Source organism: Mycobacterium sp., assembly GCF_035603715.1.
Taxonomy (GTDB): Bacteria; Actinomycetota; Actinomycetes; order Mycobacteriales; family Mycobacteriaceae; genus Mycobacterium.
Genome location: NZ_DATNJW010000187.1, coordinates 1 through 12,158 on the forward strand (window position 1 = coordinate 1; position 12,158 = coordinate 12,158).

The 12,158-nt window shown below is 64.3% G+C and carries 12 protein-coding genes and 1 pseudogene; 3 read left to right on the top strand and 10 right to left on the bottom strand.

Features of this window, described 5'->3' with window-relative positions:
* The 8 genes and pseudogenes from VN856_RS08010 to VN856_RS08045 form a co-directional block, all read right to left on the bottom strand.
* Positions 1 to 685, bottom strand: a pseudogene (locus tag VN856_RS08010) (hypothetical protein); the annotation flags it as partial.
* Positions 682 to 1,344, bottom strand: a complete 663-nt coding sequence (locus tag VN856_RS08015) for a DUF6084 family protein (protein ID WP_325687825.1) — start codon at positions 1,342 to 1,344, stop codon at positions 682 to 684. The gene VN856_RS08015 and the pseudogene VN856_RS08010, both read right to left, overlap by 4 nt.
* The gene (locus VN856_RS08020; protein ID WP_325687827.1) at positions 1,341 to 1,967 is read right to left on the bottom strand and encodes a DUF5947 family protein; all 627 of its coding nucleotides are present in this window, start codon (positions 1,965 to 1,967) and stop codon (positions 1,341 to 1,343) included. The genes VN856_RS08015 and VN856_RS08020 overlap by 4 nt, the downstream gene beginning before the upstream one ends.
* Positions 1,964 to 2,908, bottom strand: coding sequence for a NifU family protein (locus tag VN856_RS08025; protein ID WP_325687829.1), 945 nt, complete (start codon positions 2,906 to 2,908; stop codon positions 1,964 to 1,966). The genes VN856_RS08020 and VN856_RS08025 overlap by 4 nt, the downstream gene beginning before the upstream one ends.
* A 3-nt stretch (positions 2,909 to 2,911) precedes the next feature.
* Positions 2,912 to 4,711 carry a nickel-dependent hydrogenase large subunit gene (locus tag VN856_RS08030; RefSeq protein ID WP_325687831.1) on the bottom strand — a complete coding sequence of 600 codons (1,800 nt, stop codon included), beginning with the start codon at positions 4,709 to 4,711 and terminating at the stop codon, positions 2,912 to 2,914.
* A gap of 39 nt (positions 4,712 to 4,750) precedes the next feature.
* Positions 4,751 to 5,806, bottom strand: coding sequence for a hydrogenase expression protein HypE (locus VN856_RS08035; protein ID WP_325687833.1), 1,056 nt, complete (start codon positions 5,804 to 5,806; stop codon positions 4,751 to 4,753).
* A gap of 336 nt (positions 5,807 to 6,142) precedes the next feature.
* On the bottom strand, positions 6,143 to 6,925 hold the full coding sequence (gene hypB, locus VN856_RS08040) for a hydrogenase nickel incorporation protein HypB (RefSeq protein ID WP_325687834.1): 783 nt from the start codon (positions 6,923 to 6,925) through the stop codon (positions 6,143 to 6,145).
* A gap of 12 nt (positions 6,926 to 6,937) precedes the next feature.
* Entirely contained in the window at positions 6,938 to 7,273 is a 336-nt protein-coding gene (locus VN856_RS08045; RefSeq protein WP_325687836.1) for a hydrogenase maturation nickel metallochaperone HypA, read from the bottom strand.
* 166 nt (positions 7,274 to 7,439) lie between these two features.
* On the opposite strand from VN856_RS08045, the gene VN856_RS08050 reads away from it, so the two are divergent.
* The gene (locus VN856_RS08050; protein ID WP_325687838.1) at positions 7,440 to 7,649 is read left to right on the top strand and encodes a zinc transporter Slc39a7; all 210 of its coding nucleotides are present in this window, start codon (positions 7,440 to 7,442) and stop codon (positions 7,647 to 7,649) included.
* Between the two features lie 164 nt (positions 7,650 to 7,813).
* Positions 7,814 to 8,056, top strand: a complete 243-nt coding sequence (locus VN856_RS08055) for a DUF6400 family protein (RefSeq protein ID WP_325687840.1) — start codon at positions 7,814 to 7,816, stop codon at positions 8,054 to 8,056.
* Positions 8,057 to 8,302: 246 nt separating this feature from the next.
* On the opposite strand, the gene mtr is transcribed toward VN856_RS08055, so the two are convergent.
* Together mtr and VN856_RS08065 are read right to left on the bottom strand one after the other, a co-directional pair.
* A complete protein-coding gene (mtr, locus tag VN856_RS08060; protein WP_325687842.1) occupies positions 8,303 to 9,685 on the bottom strand; it encodes a mycothione reductase in 1,383 nt (460 codons plus the stop codon).
* Between the two features lie 11 nt (positions 9,686 to 9,696).
* Positions 9,697 to 10,707, bottom strand: coding sequence for an alpha/beta hydrolase (locus VN856_RS08065; RefSeq protein ID WP_325687844.1), 1,011 nt, complete (start codon positions 10,705 to 10,707; stop codon positions 9,697 to 9,699).
* 303 nt (positions 10,708 to 11,010) lie between these two features.
* Here VN856_RS08065 and mqo point away from each other — a divergent pair.
* On the top strand, positions 11,011 to 12,158 hold a 1,148-nt coding region (mqo, locus tag VN856_RS08070), incomplete at its 3' end, for a malate dehydrogenase (quinone) (protein WP_325687845.1).

Sequence of the window (12,158 nt, forward strand, 5' to 3'; positions counted from 1 at the left end):
GGCTGCAGCGGGACACCGCGTCGGCGGCAGCCGGCGGCGGCTCGAGGAGCGAGACGAATTCTCCCCCAACGACTTCCGCGATGACGTGGGTACCGATCAGGGAACGTGCTATCGCTTCGTCTTTGTCCACCGCGGCAGGACCGGCGTTCGCCACCCGTACCGATACCCGCTGCAGCGTGCCGTCTGGCTCGACGCCCACGGTCAACGTAGCGTTCACCTCCCGCCGGGTCCGGACCAGCCGACCGCCCTCGACCGATTCGACGTCGGTTGCCGGAGCGGCGGTCAGCGACAATGACCGCGGCTGGGCCGGATCGTCAATCACAAAGGGACCGAAAGACGTTTCACACTCGATCGCTTCGTCCCAGGTCAGCCACGAACCAGTTGGTGCGATCAGCTCGTCGACGGGTTCGAAACGGCCGCTTCCGGTGTCGCGTTCGACACGGCGGTGCTGCAGCTGCAGGAAGCGCACCACCAGGGTGATTGCTCGCGCTCCGTCGACGAGGAACTGCGCCACGATGGCGTCGTCCTCGCCGATCCCCGCGTCGGCCGCGCCCGCGGGTCCCAAAACGCCCCATTGCCACCGTGATCGGTTCCTACTCGAGGTGGCGCGGTACGGGTAGAGCAGGTAGCCCTCGTACAGCACGGCGTCGGCGACCGCCCGGGCCCGGTCCCAATCCGCGGTCATCGCGACTCCTGGTGCGCCGCGCTGATCAGTGTGGTGACCGCGTCCTCGATGCTCAACAGGCCGCGCGCCGACTTGTAGTCGGCCAACGCGGCTACCGCATCGTGAGACAGCCGCACCCATCCGGTGTTCGGGTAATGCAGCCCGATGAGTTCGCGCCACACGGCTACCGGCATGTCGTAGTGGTCCTCGCAGTCCCACGACACTTGCTGAACGGAGAAACCGCGCTGACCCGGGGTGAATACGGTTCCGCTGAACAGGAATTGCAATGGCACAGCGCCGTCGCGCAACGCGTGTAAGTACTTGGCGGCGGCGACCTCGAAATCGTAGGTGCACTCCAGAGGCAGCGTGATCTCGCTGGTGCCCAGGAACGCCGGCACCATCGCCGTGCAGTGCTGCCACAGGAAGGTGCGTTGGGTGGTGGCCCAGCGTTGCCGTGGCCCGAACAAATCAGTCAGCCCCGCCGCTTCGTCATCGGAGTAGCCGCGTCGCAATGGTTCGATGCGGACCTGGCAGCGCAGCGCGATCGCGTGCACGGGCTCGTCGTCGGGGGCGGAAACACTGACCCGCGCGGTCAATATCGGCACTGCCGCGTAGGGCTCGGGTACCACGTCGAGGACGCTGAATGTCAGGCCGCTCGCCTGGGCGCCTGCGCGGGTCATCGGCCTTGCTCCGTACTGCGGGTGGCCAGCTGATCGAAGAACGCGTCGATGAATTCGCGGGCCTCTTGGCCGCCGTCGAAGCCGCGCCACAACATCCGCAGTCCGCCGATGAATTCGTAGCAGGCGTCGATGGGAACCAGGTAGCAATCGGGCTGTTCGTCCTCGCGCACTCGGACCAGCAGTGCCTCGACGTCGTCGGCGAGCATTGCCACCCGAGGGTCAGCCGAGTTGATCGCGGTCCAGGCCTCGAGGTCGAGATCGGACTCGGTTGCCCCCGCCGGTCCGGGGTAGAACGCGACGGTGCGATCCAGCGCCGAGTTGCGGAAGAAGAACGCCAGGCCGACCGGGATCTGCAGCAGTTCCCAGGTGCGGCGATCAAGCGCGAAGTCGGGAAACGACAGGTACCGGTCGGGAACGGAGCGGTAGCGCAGCTGCGCGTGGCTGTCGGTGAACAGTAGATAGCAGCCGCGGCATACACACATCAGTTGCCGCCCAGCCACATTCACCACGTGCTGGTGCTGTTCGGCGATGCTCTCGGAGCACATTTCACACCGCTCCCCGGCAGGTTGCGGTGCCTGGCGGTTGCTGGTGATTCGGCTCAGGACGTCGTACGGACTGGTCATGCCGGTGCGCCCATCGGCTCGGCCGGTACCGCGATGGACAGCACTCCGTCGCGCAGCAGCAGCGGGATGGGATCGAGGTGACGTTCGGCGCCGTCGTCGAGGCCCGCCCCGGCGTGCACGACGTCGAAATGCGCGTGGCAGCGCGGACATCGCAGCACTGGCTCGGCCGGCGTGGTCCGCCGGTGCAGCGCCGCACCGGCCAAGGATCCTTCGCAGGCCGGGCAGTGGTCACGGTAGGCGTAAAGCTGGTCGCCAACCCGGCAGGCCAGCACCACGGCGCCGGCCACCGAAAAGCCGCCGACTTCGCCGGGGGCCAGATCGGCCAGATCCGGCACCGGATGCCAGGCCGCCGACGCGCCGCCGTTGGCATGGGCCCTGGAATGGACCTGGGCCAGCAGTGATTCCGCCGGAATCATCGTCGTTGGTTCAGCTGGCGCGGCTTCGGGCGTCACCACTTCGATCGACGAAACCTCCGGTGCAGCAGCACGAATCGCATCCTCGACGGCCAGCTCCAGCGTCACTGCCGACGACGGACAACTCTTACAGCTGCCGGCGAACTGAAGCTGTACGGCGTCCCCGACGATGTCGAGCAGATGCACGTCGCCGCCATGTGAGCCCAGATACGGTCGGACCCGATCGAGTGCGTCGGCGACCCGGCGACGCAGGTCGTGTGGGTGCAGGCCGTGGACGAGCAGCAGGCTGGCGACCAAGTCGTCGGCGACCAGGCGGTCAACCGTGGCGCGGTCCGCTCGATCGCCGACTGTCGCCATGATCCGCGCCAAGCCCGCGCCGTAGAGTTCGACGACCTCGCGAACCAGCTGCTCGGCGCGCTCACGCGCGACAGTGCCGCCGGCCGACGTCGCATCCAACAGCGTCTGGATCCGATCGCCCGCCGAGCGCCACTGCGCGTCCCCCTCCAACTCCTCGGGGCGATCAGCCATAAATCACTCCCCAGTCGCTGCTTGCGTCGGTGAGTGCAGCCGCTCCAGCGTCTTGCCCTTGCCCAGGTACATGTGCACACCACAAGGCAGGCAGGGGTCGAAGCTGCGCACCGTGCGCATGATGTCGATGCCCTTGAAGTGCTCCCGGTCGTTCTCCTCGAAGATCGGCTGTCCTTGCACCGCGTCCTCATACGGCCCTGGCGTGCCAAAGCTGTCGCGCGGGTTGGCATTCCACGGGGTGGGCGGGTACGGGTGGTAGTTGGCGATCTTGCCGTCCCGGATCACCATGTGGTGGCTCAAGACTCCGCGCACTGCCTCGGTGAATCCGCAGCCGATTCCCTCCTTGGGTACGTCGAACTTCTCCCAGGTCTTGGTGCGGCCGGCCCGAATTTCGGCGAGTGCCTTTTCGGCGAAGTGCAACGCGCACGCCGCCGCATAGGCCTGGAAATAGGTCCGCGCCCGGTCGCGCTCGATGGTGTTGGACCCGTGGTGGGGGATCTTCCATTCGAACTCGACCGGTCCCTTGAGTGCGGTCTTGGGCAGGTTGATTTGGACTGAGTGACCAGTGGACTTGACGTAGCCGATGTCGACCAGGCCCGCCAATGCGGTCGACCACAGCCGCGCGAGCGGGCCGCCGCCGGTGTCCAGCGCCAGATGATCCTTACCGTCGAACCAGCGCGGAGACATCACCCAGCTATATTTTCCGCCGTCCATGTCGCGTTTCTGCGGGTGCGGGTTGGTGTGCTGGTTCCACGGATGGCGCCGGTCGACTGGATTACCCAGCGGGTCGGTCTTGACGAACATCTCCTGTTCGTTCCAGTCGTCGTAATACGAACTGCCCAAAAGGATTCGGATACCCAGGTTGATGTCAACCAGCGAGTGCGTCACCAGCTTGCCGTCGACGACGACGCCGGGCGTGACGAACATGGCGTTGCCCCAACGCTCCATGTCCTTGTACTCGAAGTTGCACACGTCGGGATCCTGGAAGGAGCCCCAGCACCCGAGCAGCGTGCGGCGCAGACCGACCTGCTCGTAGCCGGGGATCGCCTCGTAGAAGAAGTCGAACAAGTCGTCGTGCATCGGCACGACCTTCTTCATGAATTCCACGTAGCGCATCAGCCGGCTCATGTAGTCGGTCATCAGCTGAATGGTTGCCACCGTGCCGACCCCGCCGGGATACAGCGTGGACGGGTGTACGTGGCGGCCTTCCATCAGGCAGAACATTTCTCGCGTGTATCGACTGACCTGGAGGGCCTCGCGGTAGAACTCGCCGCTGAACGGGTTGAGCGAGCGCATGATGTCCGCGATCGTCTTGTAGCCATGCGCGTCAGCGTGCGGTGCCGCGGTGTTCTCGGCCTTGGCCAGCACGCCCGGGTTGGTCTCGGAGACCATCTTTTCGCAGAAGTCCACGCCGACCAGGTTCTCCTGGAAGATGTTGTGGTCGAACATGTATTCCGCGGCCTCGCCCAGGTTGACGATCCACTCGCCCAGGTGCGGAGGCTTGACCCCGTACGCCATGTTCTGGCAGTAGCAGGAACACGTGGCGTGGTTGTCACCACAGATGCCGCAGATGCGGCTGGTGATGAAGTGCGCGTCGCGAGGGTCCTTGCCCTTCATGAAGATCGAGTAGCCGCGGAAAATGGATGAGGTGCTGTGACACTCGACCACTTCGCGGTTCTCGAAGTCGATCTTGGTGTAAATGCCGAGGCTGCCTACGATCCGGGTGATCGGATCCCATGCCATCTCGACGAGTTGGCCGGGCTCGCGCTTCGCGTGGGACGGCTCGGGGATGATCGTTGTCATCGGAGTTTGCTCCCTACCTTCGAGCTGAGATGGTGCCCATTACCAGGTGCGGTGTGCGCCCGTTGTGAGTTTGTCGCCCTTGTGCCGCCAGCGCGGTTCCTTGTCCAGCGTGCGGTTGGTGATGCCGCGCAGATTGCGGATCACCGAGCCGTACAGGCCCGATGCCGTGGTGGACACCTTGCCGCCCGGGGGTTCGTCCATGAACGGCATGAACTTGTCCGGGAACCCGGGCATGGTGCATCCGATGCAGATTCCGCCGACGTTCGGGCAGCCGCCGATGCCGTTGATCCAGCCCCGCTTGGGCACGTTGCATTTGACGACTGGACCCCAGCAGCCAAGCTTCACAATGCATTTCGGTGATCCGTACTCGGTGGCGAAATCACCTTGCTCGTAGTAGCCGGCCCGGTCGCAGCCCTCGTGCACGGTGTTGCCGAACAGCCACTGTGGCCGCAGCGCGTCATCAAGGGGAATCATCGGCGCCTGCCCGGTGGCCATGTAGAGCAGATAAGTCAGCGTCTCCGACAAGTTGTCGGGGTGGATCGGGCAGCCCGGGACGCAGACGATCGGGATTCCGGCCTTGCTCTTCCAATCCCAGCCCAGGTAATCGGGCACGCCCATCGCCCCGGTCGGGTTGCCGGCCATCGCGTGGATGCCGCCGTAGGTGGCGCACGTTCCCACTGCGACTACTGCGGTCGCCTTCGGAGTGAGCCGGTCGAGCCACTCGCTGGTGGTCATCGGCTGCCCGGTGGCCGGGTCGTTGCCGAACCCACACCAGTACCCCTCGTTCTTGATCGCCTCGTTCGGGATCGAACCTTCGACGACGAGCACAAACGGTTCGAGCTCACCGCGGTCGGCCTTGAAGAACCATTCGAGGAAGTCGTCGGCGCCGCCGGTGGGGCCGCACTCGAAATCGATCAGCGGCCAGTGCACGGCGATCTTGGGCAGTCCGGGGAGCGCGCCCAGCGCGATCTCCTCGATACTGGGTTGAGTGGCGGCAGTCAGCGCCACAGAATCGCCGTCACAACTCAGACCCGCGTTGATCCACAGAACGTGGATCAATGTTTCTTCCGCTTTGACTGCTGCTTCCGTTGGCATATCGCAGCTTTCCGGGACCCGGGCTAAGGTCCCTGACACCGCGGGAGTCGGCTATCGGCCCGCTTACGCGGCGCTATGTCCTGGGTTTACTCTCGCTGAACTGCCTTGTCAACGCTGTTCTGGCAAATTCGGAGGGCAGGTACGGGTTTCCGGATTTGTACCCGATTTCGTTAAGCAGGCGCGTACTGTTGGCGATTAATCGCCGTCCGGCACCATCGTTGATGCGTGAAGATCAGCAACATAGTGGCCTTCTTGCGAATCAGTTGCATGTGTTGGTGTTCAAGCGATTACGGTCCGACCGTCCGGGCGGGTTCTCGACATGAAACCGCGGTGCAATCAGGCTGCGGAGCCTGCGGCGAATTGTCGCAGCCAGCCGAACCAGTCGGCCATGCCGACGCCGGTGCGGGCGCTGACTGGCAAAATTGTCGCCGTCGGATTGACCTCGCGGACACGGGCGACATATGAGTCGACGTCGACGTCCAAATACGGCACCAGATCGATCTTGTTGAGCAGTACCACGTCGACGGCGCGGAACATCACCGGGTACTTCAGTGGTTTGTCATCCCCTTCGGTGACCGAATAAACCATCGCCTTGGCATGTTCGCCCACGTCGAATTCGGCCGGGCAAACCAGATTTCCAACGTTTTCGATGATCACCAGATCCAGGTGGGCCAGGTCCAGTCCCTGCAGCGCGCGGTTGACCATGGGGGCGTCGAGGTGGCATTCACCGCCAAATCCGTTGCCGGTGTTCAGCAGGGATATCTGGGCGCCCCGACCACCGAGTTTGGCGGCGTCCAGATCGGTGGCGATGTCGCCCTCGATCACTCCGACGGCGATCTCGCCCGCGAGTTCGTCGAGGGTGGCCTGCAATACCGTCGTCTTACCGGAGCCGGGGGAGCTCATGAGGTTGATCGCACGAACTCGGCTTTTCTCAAACGCTTTTCGATTAAAGTCGGCCCGAACGTCGTTCTCGGCGAAGATCGCCTCGAGCACATCGATCCGCTGGGAGCCGGTGTGATAACCGCTGTGATCGCCGTGGTCGTGAGGATGGGTGTGGGCGTGATCGCCGTGCTCGTGGGTATGCACGGTTCCGTCGTCGTGGCGATGAAATCTACCCATCGTCAACACCTTTCACGAGACATCCAGCGACGTCACCAAAAACTCGTCGCCGCGCAGCACTTCGACGTCGGCGCTCCCGCAACGCGGGCACAGCAATGACCACTGCGAAGTGATCGACGACTCGTTGCGGCAGGACCGGCAGCGCACCTCGGCGGTGACGAACTCGAGTTCCAACTCGGCGTCGGGCATGTCCTCGTAGTCTCGGAGCAGCGTCCAGCAAAACGACAGCGACTCGGGAACCACCTGACGAAGCGCGCCGATCCTGACGCGTACTACGTCGACGTGGCGACCGTCGGCGTACGGCTTGACCACGCCCACGATCGCCTCGCACAGCGAAAGCTCATGCATGGCTAATCACCGCGAGTCCCGGAGCCTTGCCATCTGAGGCCCATGCGCACTGTTCTACACCTCAGGCGCCGCGAGGGTTGCGGACCAGACAGGATGGGAGTCAATTGTTCCCAGGGCTCATCGCGAAGAGCACAATGGATGCGGTCGGGATCTCTACCTACAGGGGATGACAGTGACAGACCATAAAGACGGTCACGACGAACCGCACACCCACGAACACCAGCACGACGACCTGACTCACGCGCACCCGCACACCAGCCACGACCACGAGCATGTCGAGCACGACCACTCCCACGCCCACGCCGACGGAAGTGAACACACGCATCCGCACGTGCACGAAGCCGACCTAGAAGAAGAGCACGGCCACTCGCACTAAGGGGGCGCCCGCCCGAGTGCCGGCCGCCGAACGCGCTGGTCGACACCGCCTAGTGCAAAAACTGTGATCAACCTCAACCTCCGAATGTGACGGAGGCCATTGCCGACCGCGGGCGCTACCGCTGACTCTGGTGGCTCGTTCGACATGTCGGCAGGGGAGAACACGTGGCTGCTGAGGCTGATCATCTGGCGTTCGCATACGACCTGACCCTCGATGAGGCGCGCCGCCGGGCCGCCATCCTCGAGGCGATCGGGGACGACTGGGATCCGGTGGAGGTGCTCGCCCAGGAGGATCGCGCGTACGCGCTGCTGTACTCGAATCTCGACGACGATCAGCAACGTGTCTACGACGACTTGGTGGCCGCCGGGGTGCTTCCGGATCGGGAGGCTGGCCGTGTTGCCGATTGATCCCACTGCCGATCGGGGCCGCCGCGCCTGGTTCGGCTGCCCACAGTGCGAGCACGGCGTCGGGTGCTCTGATTGCCAGAGCAGTCGCAATTGCGATACCCACTGGCAGTACCTACTGAACTACCAGGCGTGGCTCCTGCACCTGCAATGTCCTGACTGTGGCCATCTCTGGTCGATCGACAGCCGGCCGCGCGGTCGATCGTCAACCACCGCCGCGTAATCCCGGCCCGAAACCGGGCGCGGATTTCAGTCCGACAGTCCCAAGAGCGCGTTCTCGACGACCTCCGGCAGCGCGGGGTGAATCCAGTACTGGCCGCGCGCCATCTCGTGCACGCTCAAGCCAAAGGTCATCGCCTGAATCAACGGCTGGATGATCGACGAGGCCTGGTGTCCCATGATGTGCGCGCCAAGCAGTTGACCGGTCTTGGAGTCGGAGATGAGTTTCACGATGCCGACGGTGTCCTCGGTCGCCCAGCCGTAGGCGACGTCCGCGTAGTCCTGGATTTTGCAGGAAATATCGAAACCCTTTGCAACGGCTTCGTTTTCGGTCAATCCGATGTATGCGATCTGCGGATCGCTGAACACCGCGGCGGGAACGTAGCGGTGGTCGGTGGCGGCCATCGATGTGGTGTCGTCCCAATCGCACAGCAGGTTACGCTGCACGACGCGTGCCTCATGGTTGGCAACGTGCTTGAGCTCATACGGCGAAGACACGTCGCCGAGCGCGAAAACGTTACGCGCGGAGGTTCGTTGGTATTGGTCGACGACGACACTGCGATCGTCCAGCTCGATTCCTACTGTGTCGGCGTCTAGCCGATCGCCGTTGGAGCGCCGTCCGGTCGCCACCAGCACGGCATCGGCCTTCAGCTCGGAGCCGTCGTCGAGTTCCAGCACGATCCCGGAGCGGTTTTCGTGCGAGCCGAGGATGTTGCGGTGGCTGCGCACTTCCCACTTGCTCGCCGCGATACGGGTGAACCGCCTGGACAGGGTGTCGTCAAGATGCCGCAGCAGTGAGCCGCCGCGGATCACCATCGTGATCCGGACTCCGAGCGCGGAGAAGATGTGGGCGAATTCGCATGCCACGAAACCGCCGCCGACGATCACCAGATGTTTCGGCAGTTCCGGTATCCGCATGATGTCGTCGCTGGTGTAGTGCTGCACCCCGCAATCCAGGATGGCCGGCGGAATCTCCGCGCGCGCCCCCGCAGCGATCACCACCTGTTCGGCAGTGAACTCCTCACCCTCATCGGTGCGCAGTAAATAGCGGCCGTCGTCCTGCACCGCAGCGAACCGGGTGTGCGTGTCGTAGACGTCGACGTTGGGTTGAGCACGCCGATAGTCCTCACCGCCGATCGCGATCGGGTCGATGCGCCCGAACACGCGTGACACGATGTCGTCCCATCGCACCCGGTCGATGTGTGCGTCGATGCCGTAGCGCGCCGCGGAACGGATGGTTTCGGCAACCTCGGCGACGTAGACGAACATCTTGGTCGGAATGCACCCCACATTGAGACACGTTCCGCCGAAATCTCCTTGCTCGCAGATCGCGACCCGCTTTTTGGCGTAGCGGTCGTCGAGAATGCTGTTGCCGGAGCCTGTTCCGATGATCGCCAGGTCGTAGCTTTCCATCCGGTAGCCCTTCAGCCGTTCTGAGACGCGACGTTGGAGTCCGCGCCCAGGTAGTCGTCCAGCCAGCTGTCCAGCTGCTGGTACGCAACCTGTCTTGGCTGCGGCATCGACAGGAACACATCATGCTTGGCATCGACCACCGGGACGATCGTGGTTTGGTTGCCGATGCAGCCTGCCCAGCGGGCGATGTGCTTGACGTCGAGAACCGCGTCGCCGCGCTGCAGGGCAATCGCATCAGACGCCTCGGTGACGCTGTGGTCAGAGCGCAGAATCAGATTCGGCACGCCGACATCGAGCCCGCGGTGCAGCTTCGTCTGGCCGCGCCGCACCGCCGACAGCCAACCGAAGGTAATGGGGAAGCCGCCCAACGGTTTCCATTGCAGGTCGTAGTCAAACTCTCCGTGGTAGTCACGATGCAGGCTCGCGCCGTAGCCGCCGCCGGTCTCGCTCGGTCCGCGGGCGACCCGTTTGTCGCCGAAGCGTGCGATCGTGGCGATCAGCGCTCGCGTGGGCGGCCAGCGAAGCGGCATCGGGCCGGGCAGATCCAGAAAAGGACTGTTGAGCACGAGGCCCGCTACCCGGTTACGAGTGGTCGCGCCGCGTTGCCGCATCCGGTCCAGCCACAACGAGACGATCAGTCCGCCGGCGGAGTGGCCGTATGCCAGCACGCGGGCCGAGCCTGTTTCCTCGCCGATGATCTCCACTGCGCGATCGAGCTCGCGGTCGTAGTAGGCCAGGTCGGTGGTGAAGTGCGGTGTCAGGCCGCTGCGCGATGAGCGCCCACACTTGCGCAGGTCCAGCGCATAGAAGGCGATGCCGCGGCCGACGAAATGGTCGGCCAGCTCGGTGTGGAAGAAGTAGTCGGTGTATCCGTGCACTGCCAGGACCGCATCGGCGGCCGGCGCGGCGTCGCCACGACGCAACAGAGTCGCGTCGATGTCGCCCTCGCCGTCGGGATCGTCACCCAGTGGGATGGTGAGTTGCCAGTAGCCGGGCAGGACATCGGGCTGCCAGCCAGTCACGAACGCCAGCTTAAATCGTGGTCGTCGCGGGACCCGCTAGCCCTGCCCGGGGAAGTGCATCGCCGCGTTGGTCGATATGGAACATCCGGTGACCGGCACCACACCCGGCGCGGTCGCGGCGCTTCGATTTCGCCAGGTCATGGGCACAGCTGGCAGACTGCGGAGACCAGCGGGTCAGAGTCGGCCGAGATAATCTGGCGATCGATAATGCTCGCTCTAACGCAAAGGACGATCGGCTCGGTGTCAGGCCCGCAGGCAAGCAGAACCTCGGAGGTCGACGCCGTGCTGGTCGGGACCGGGATCATGAGCGCGACGTTGTCGGCGTTGCTGCGCCGGTTGGAGCCGAACTGGTCGATCACCGTGATCGAGCGGCTCGACGGTGCCGCCGCCGAGAGCAGCGACCCCTGGAACAACGCCGGCACCGGACATGCCGGCCTGTGCGAGCTGTTCTATACGCCGCAGCTGCCCGACGGTTCGATCGATATCGCCAAAGCGGTGCGGGTCAACGAGGAATTTCAGGTCACCCGTCAGTTCTGGGCTTACGCGGCGGAGAACGGCATGGTGTCGGACGTACCCGGCTTTCTCAACCCGGTCCCGCATGTCAGCTTCGTGCAAGGCGCCGAGCGCGTCGACTATCTTCGCCGGCGCCACGAGGCGTTGGCCAGTAATCCGCTATTTGCCCGCACCGAATGGATCGACGACGCCGACGAATTCGCCCGCAGGCTGCCGTTGATGGCCGCCAAGCGCGACTTCTCCGAACCCCTCGCGCTCGATTGGGCCGCCGACGGCACCGACGTCGACTTCGGTGCTCTCTGTCGACAGCTCATCGGCTACGGCGTACGCAACGGGACAACCGCGTTGTTCGGTCACGAGGTCCGCAAGCTGTCTCGCCAGCGTGACGGCGGCTGGACACTGACAATTCGCAATCGCCGCATCGGTGAAAACCGAAAGCTGAAAGCGAAATTCGTCTTCGTCGGTGCCGGCGGACAGGCTCTGCGGCTCCTGCAGAAGTCCGGCATCTCCGAAGCCAAGGGATTTGGCGGCTTTCCGATCGCCGGAAAGTTCTTGCGCAGTGGCAATCCCGCGATCGCCGCCGAGCACCGGGCGAAGGTCTACGGCTTGCCCGCGGTCGGTGCGCCGGCGATGACGGCGGCGCATCTCGACGCGCGGATCGTCAACGGCAAGCCATGGCTGCTGTTCGGACCTTTCGCCGGGTGGTCGCCGAAATTCCTCAAACACGGTCATGCAACCGATCTGCCGCGATCCGTCACCCCGGGCAACCTGGCGACCATGATCGGCGCCGGTCTCACCCAGATGCAACTGGTCAACTACCTGATCGGCCAACTCCGGTTGTCGCAGCCCGCCCGCGTCGACACATTGCGCGAATTCGTGCCCAGCGCTGTGGGTTCCGACTGGGAGATGACGACGGCCGGTCAACGCGTGCAGGTGAT

What these genes read in the sequence shown, in the direction of transcription:
- VN856_RS08035 (WP_325687833.1), bottom strand. Translation starts at nt 5,806, where the DNA reads ATGCCAACGGAAGCAGCAGTCAAAGCGGAAGAAACATTGATCCACGTT.
- VN856_RS08050 (WP_325687838.1), top strand. Translation starts at nt 7,440, where the DNA reads ATGACAGTGACAGACCATAAAGACGGTCACGACGAACCGCACACCCAC.
- VN856_RS08030 (WP_325687831.1), bottom strand. Translation starts at nt 4,711, where the DNA reads ATGACAACGATCATCCCCGAGCCGTCCCACGCGAAGCGCGAGCCCGGC.
- hypB (WP_325687834.1), bottom strand. Translation starts at nt 6,925, where the DNA reads ATGGGTAGATTTCATCGCCACGACGACGGAACCGTGCATACCCACGAG.
- VN856_RS08045 (WP_325687836.1), bottom strand. Translation starts at nt 7,273, where the DNA reads ATGCATGAGCTTTCGCTGTGCGAGGCGATCGTGGGCGTGGTCAAGCCG.
- VN856_RS08020 (WP_325687827.1), bottom strand. Translation starts at nt 1,967, where the DNA reads ATGACCAGTCCGTACGACGTCCTGAGCCGAATCACCAGCAACCGCCAG.
- VN856_RS08025 (WP_325687829.1), bottom strand. Translation starts at nt 2,908, where the DNA reads ATGGCTGATCGCCCCGAGGAGTTGGAGGGGGACGCGCAGTGGCGCTCG.
- VN856_RS08015 (WP_325687825.1), bottom strand. Translation starts at nt 1,344, where the DNA reads ATGACCCGCGCAGGCGCCCAGGCGAGCGGCCTGACATTCAGCGTCCTC.
- mtr (WP_325687842.1), bottom strand. Translation starts at nt 9,685, where the DNA reads ATGGAAAGCTACGACCTGGCGATCATCGGAACAGGCTCCGGCAACAGC.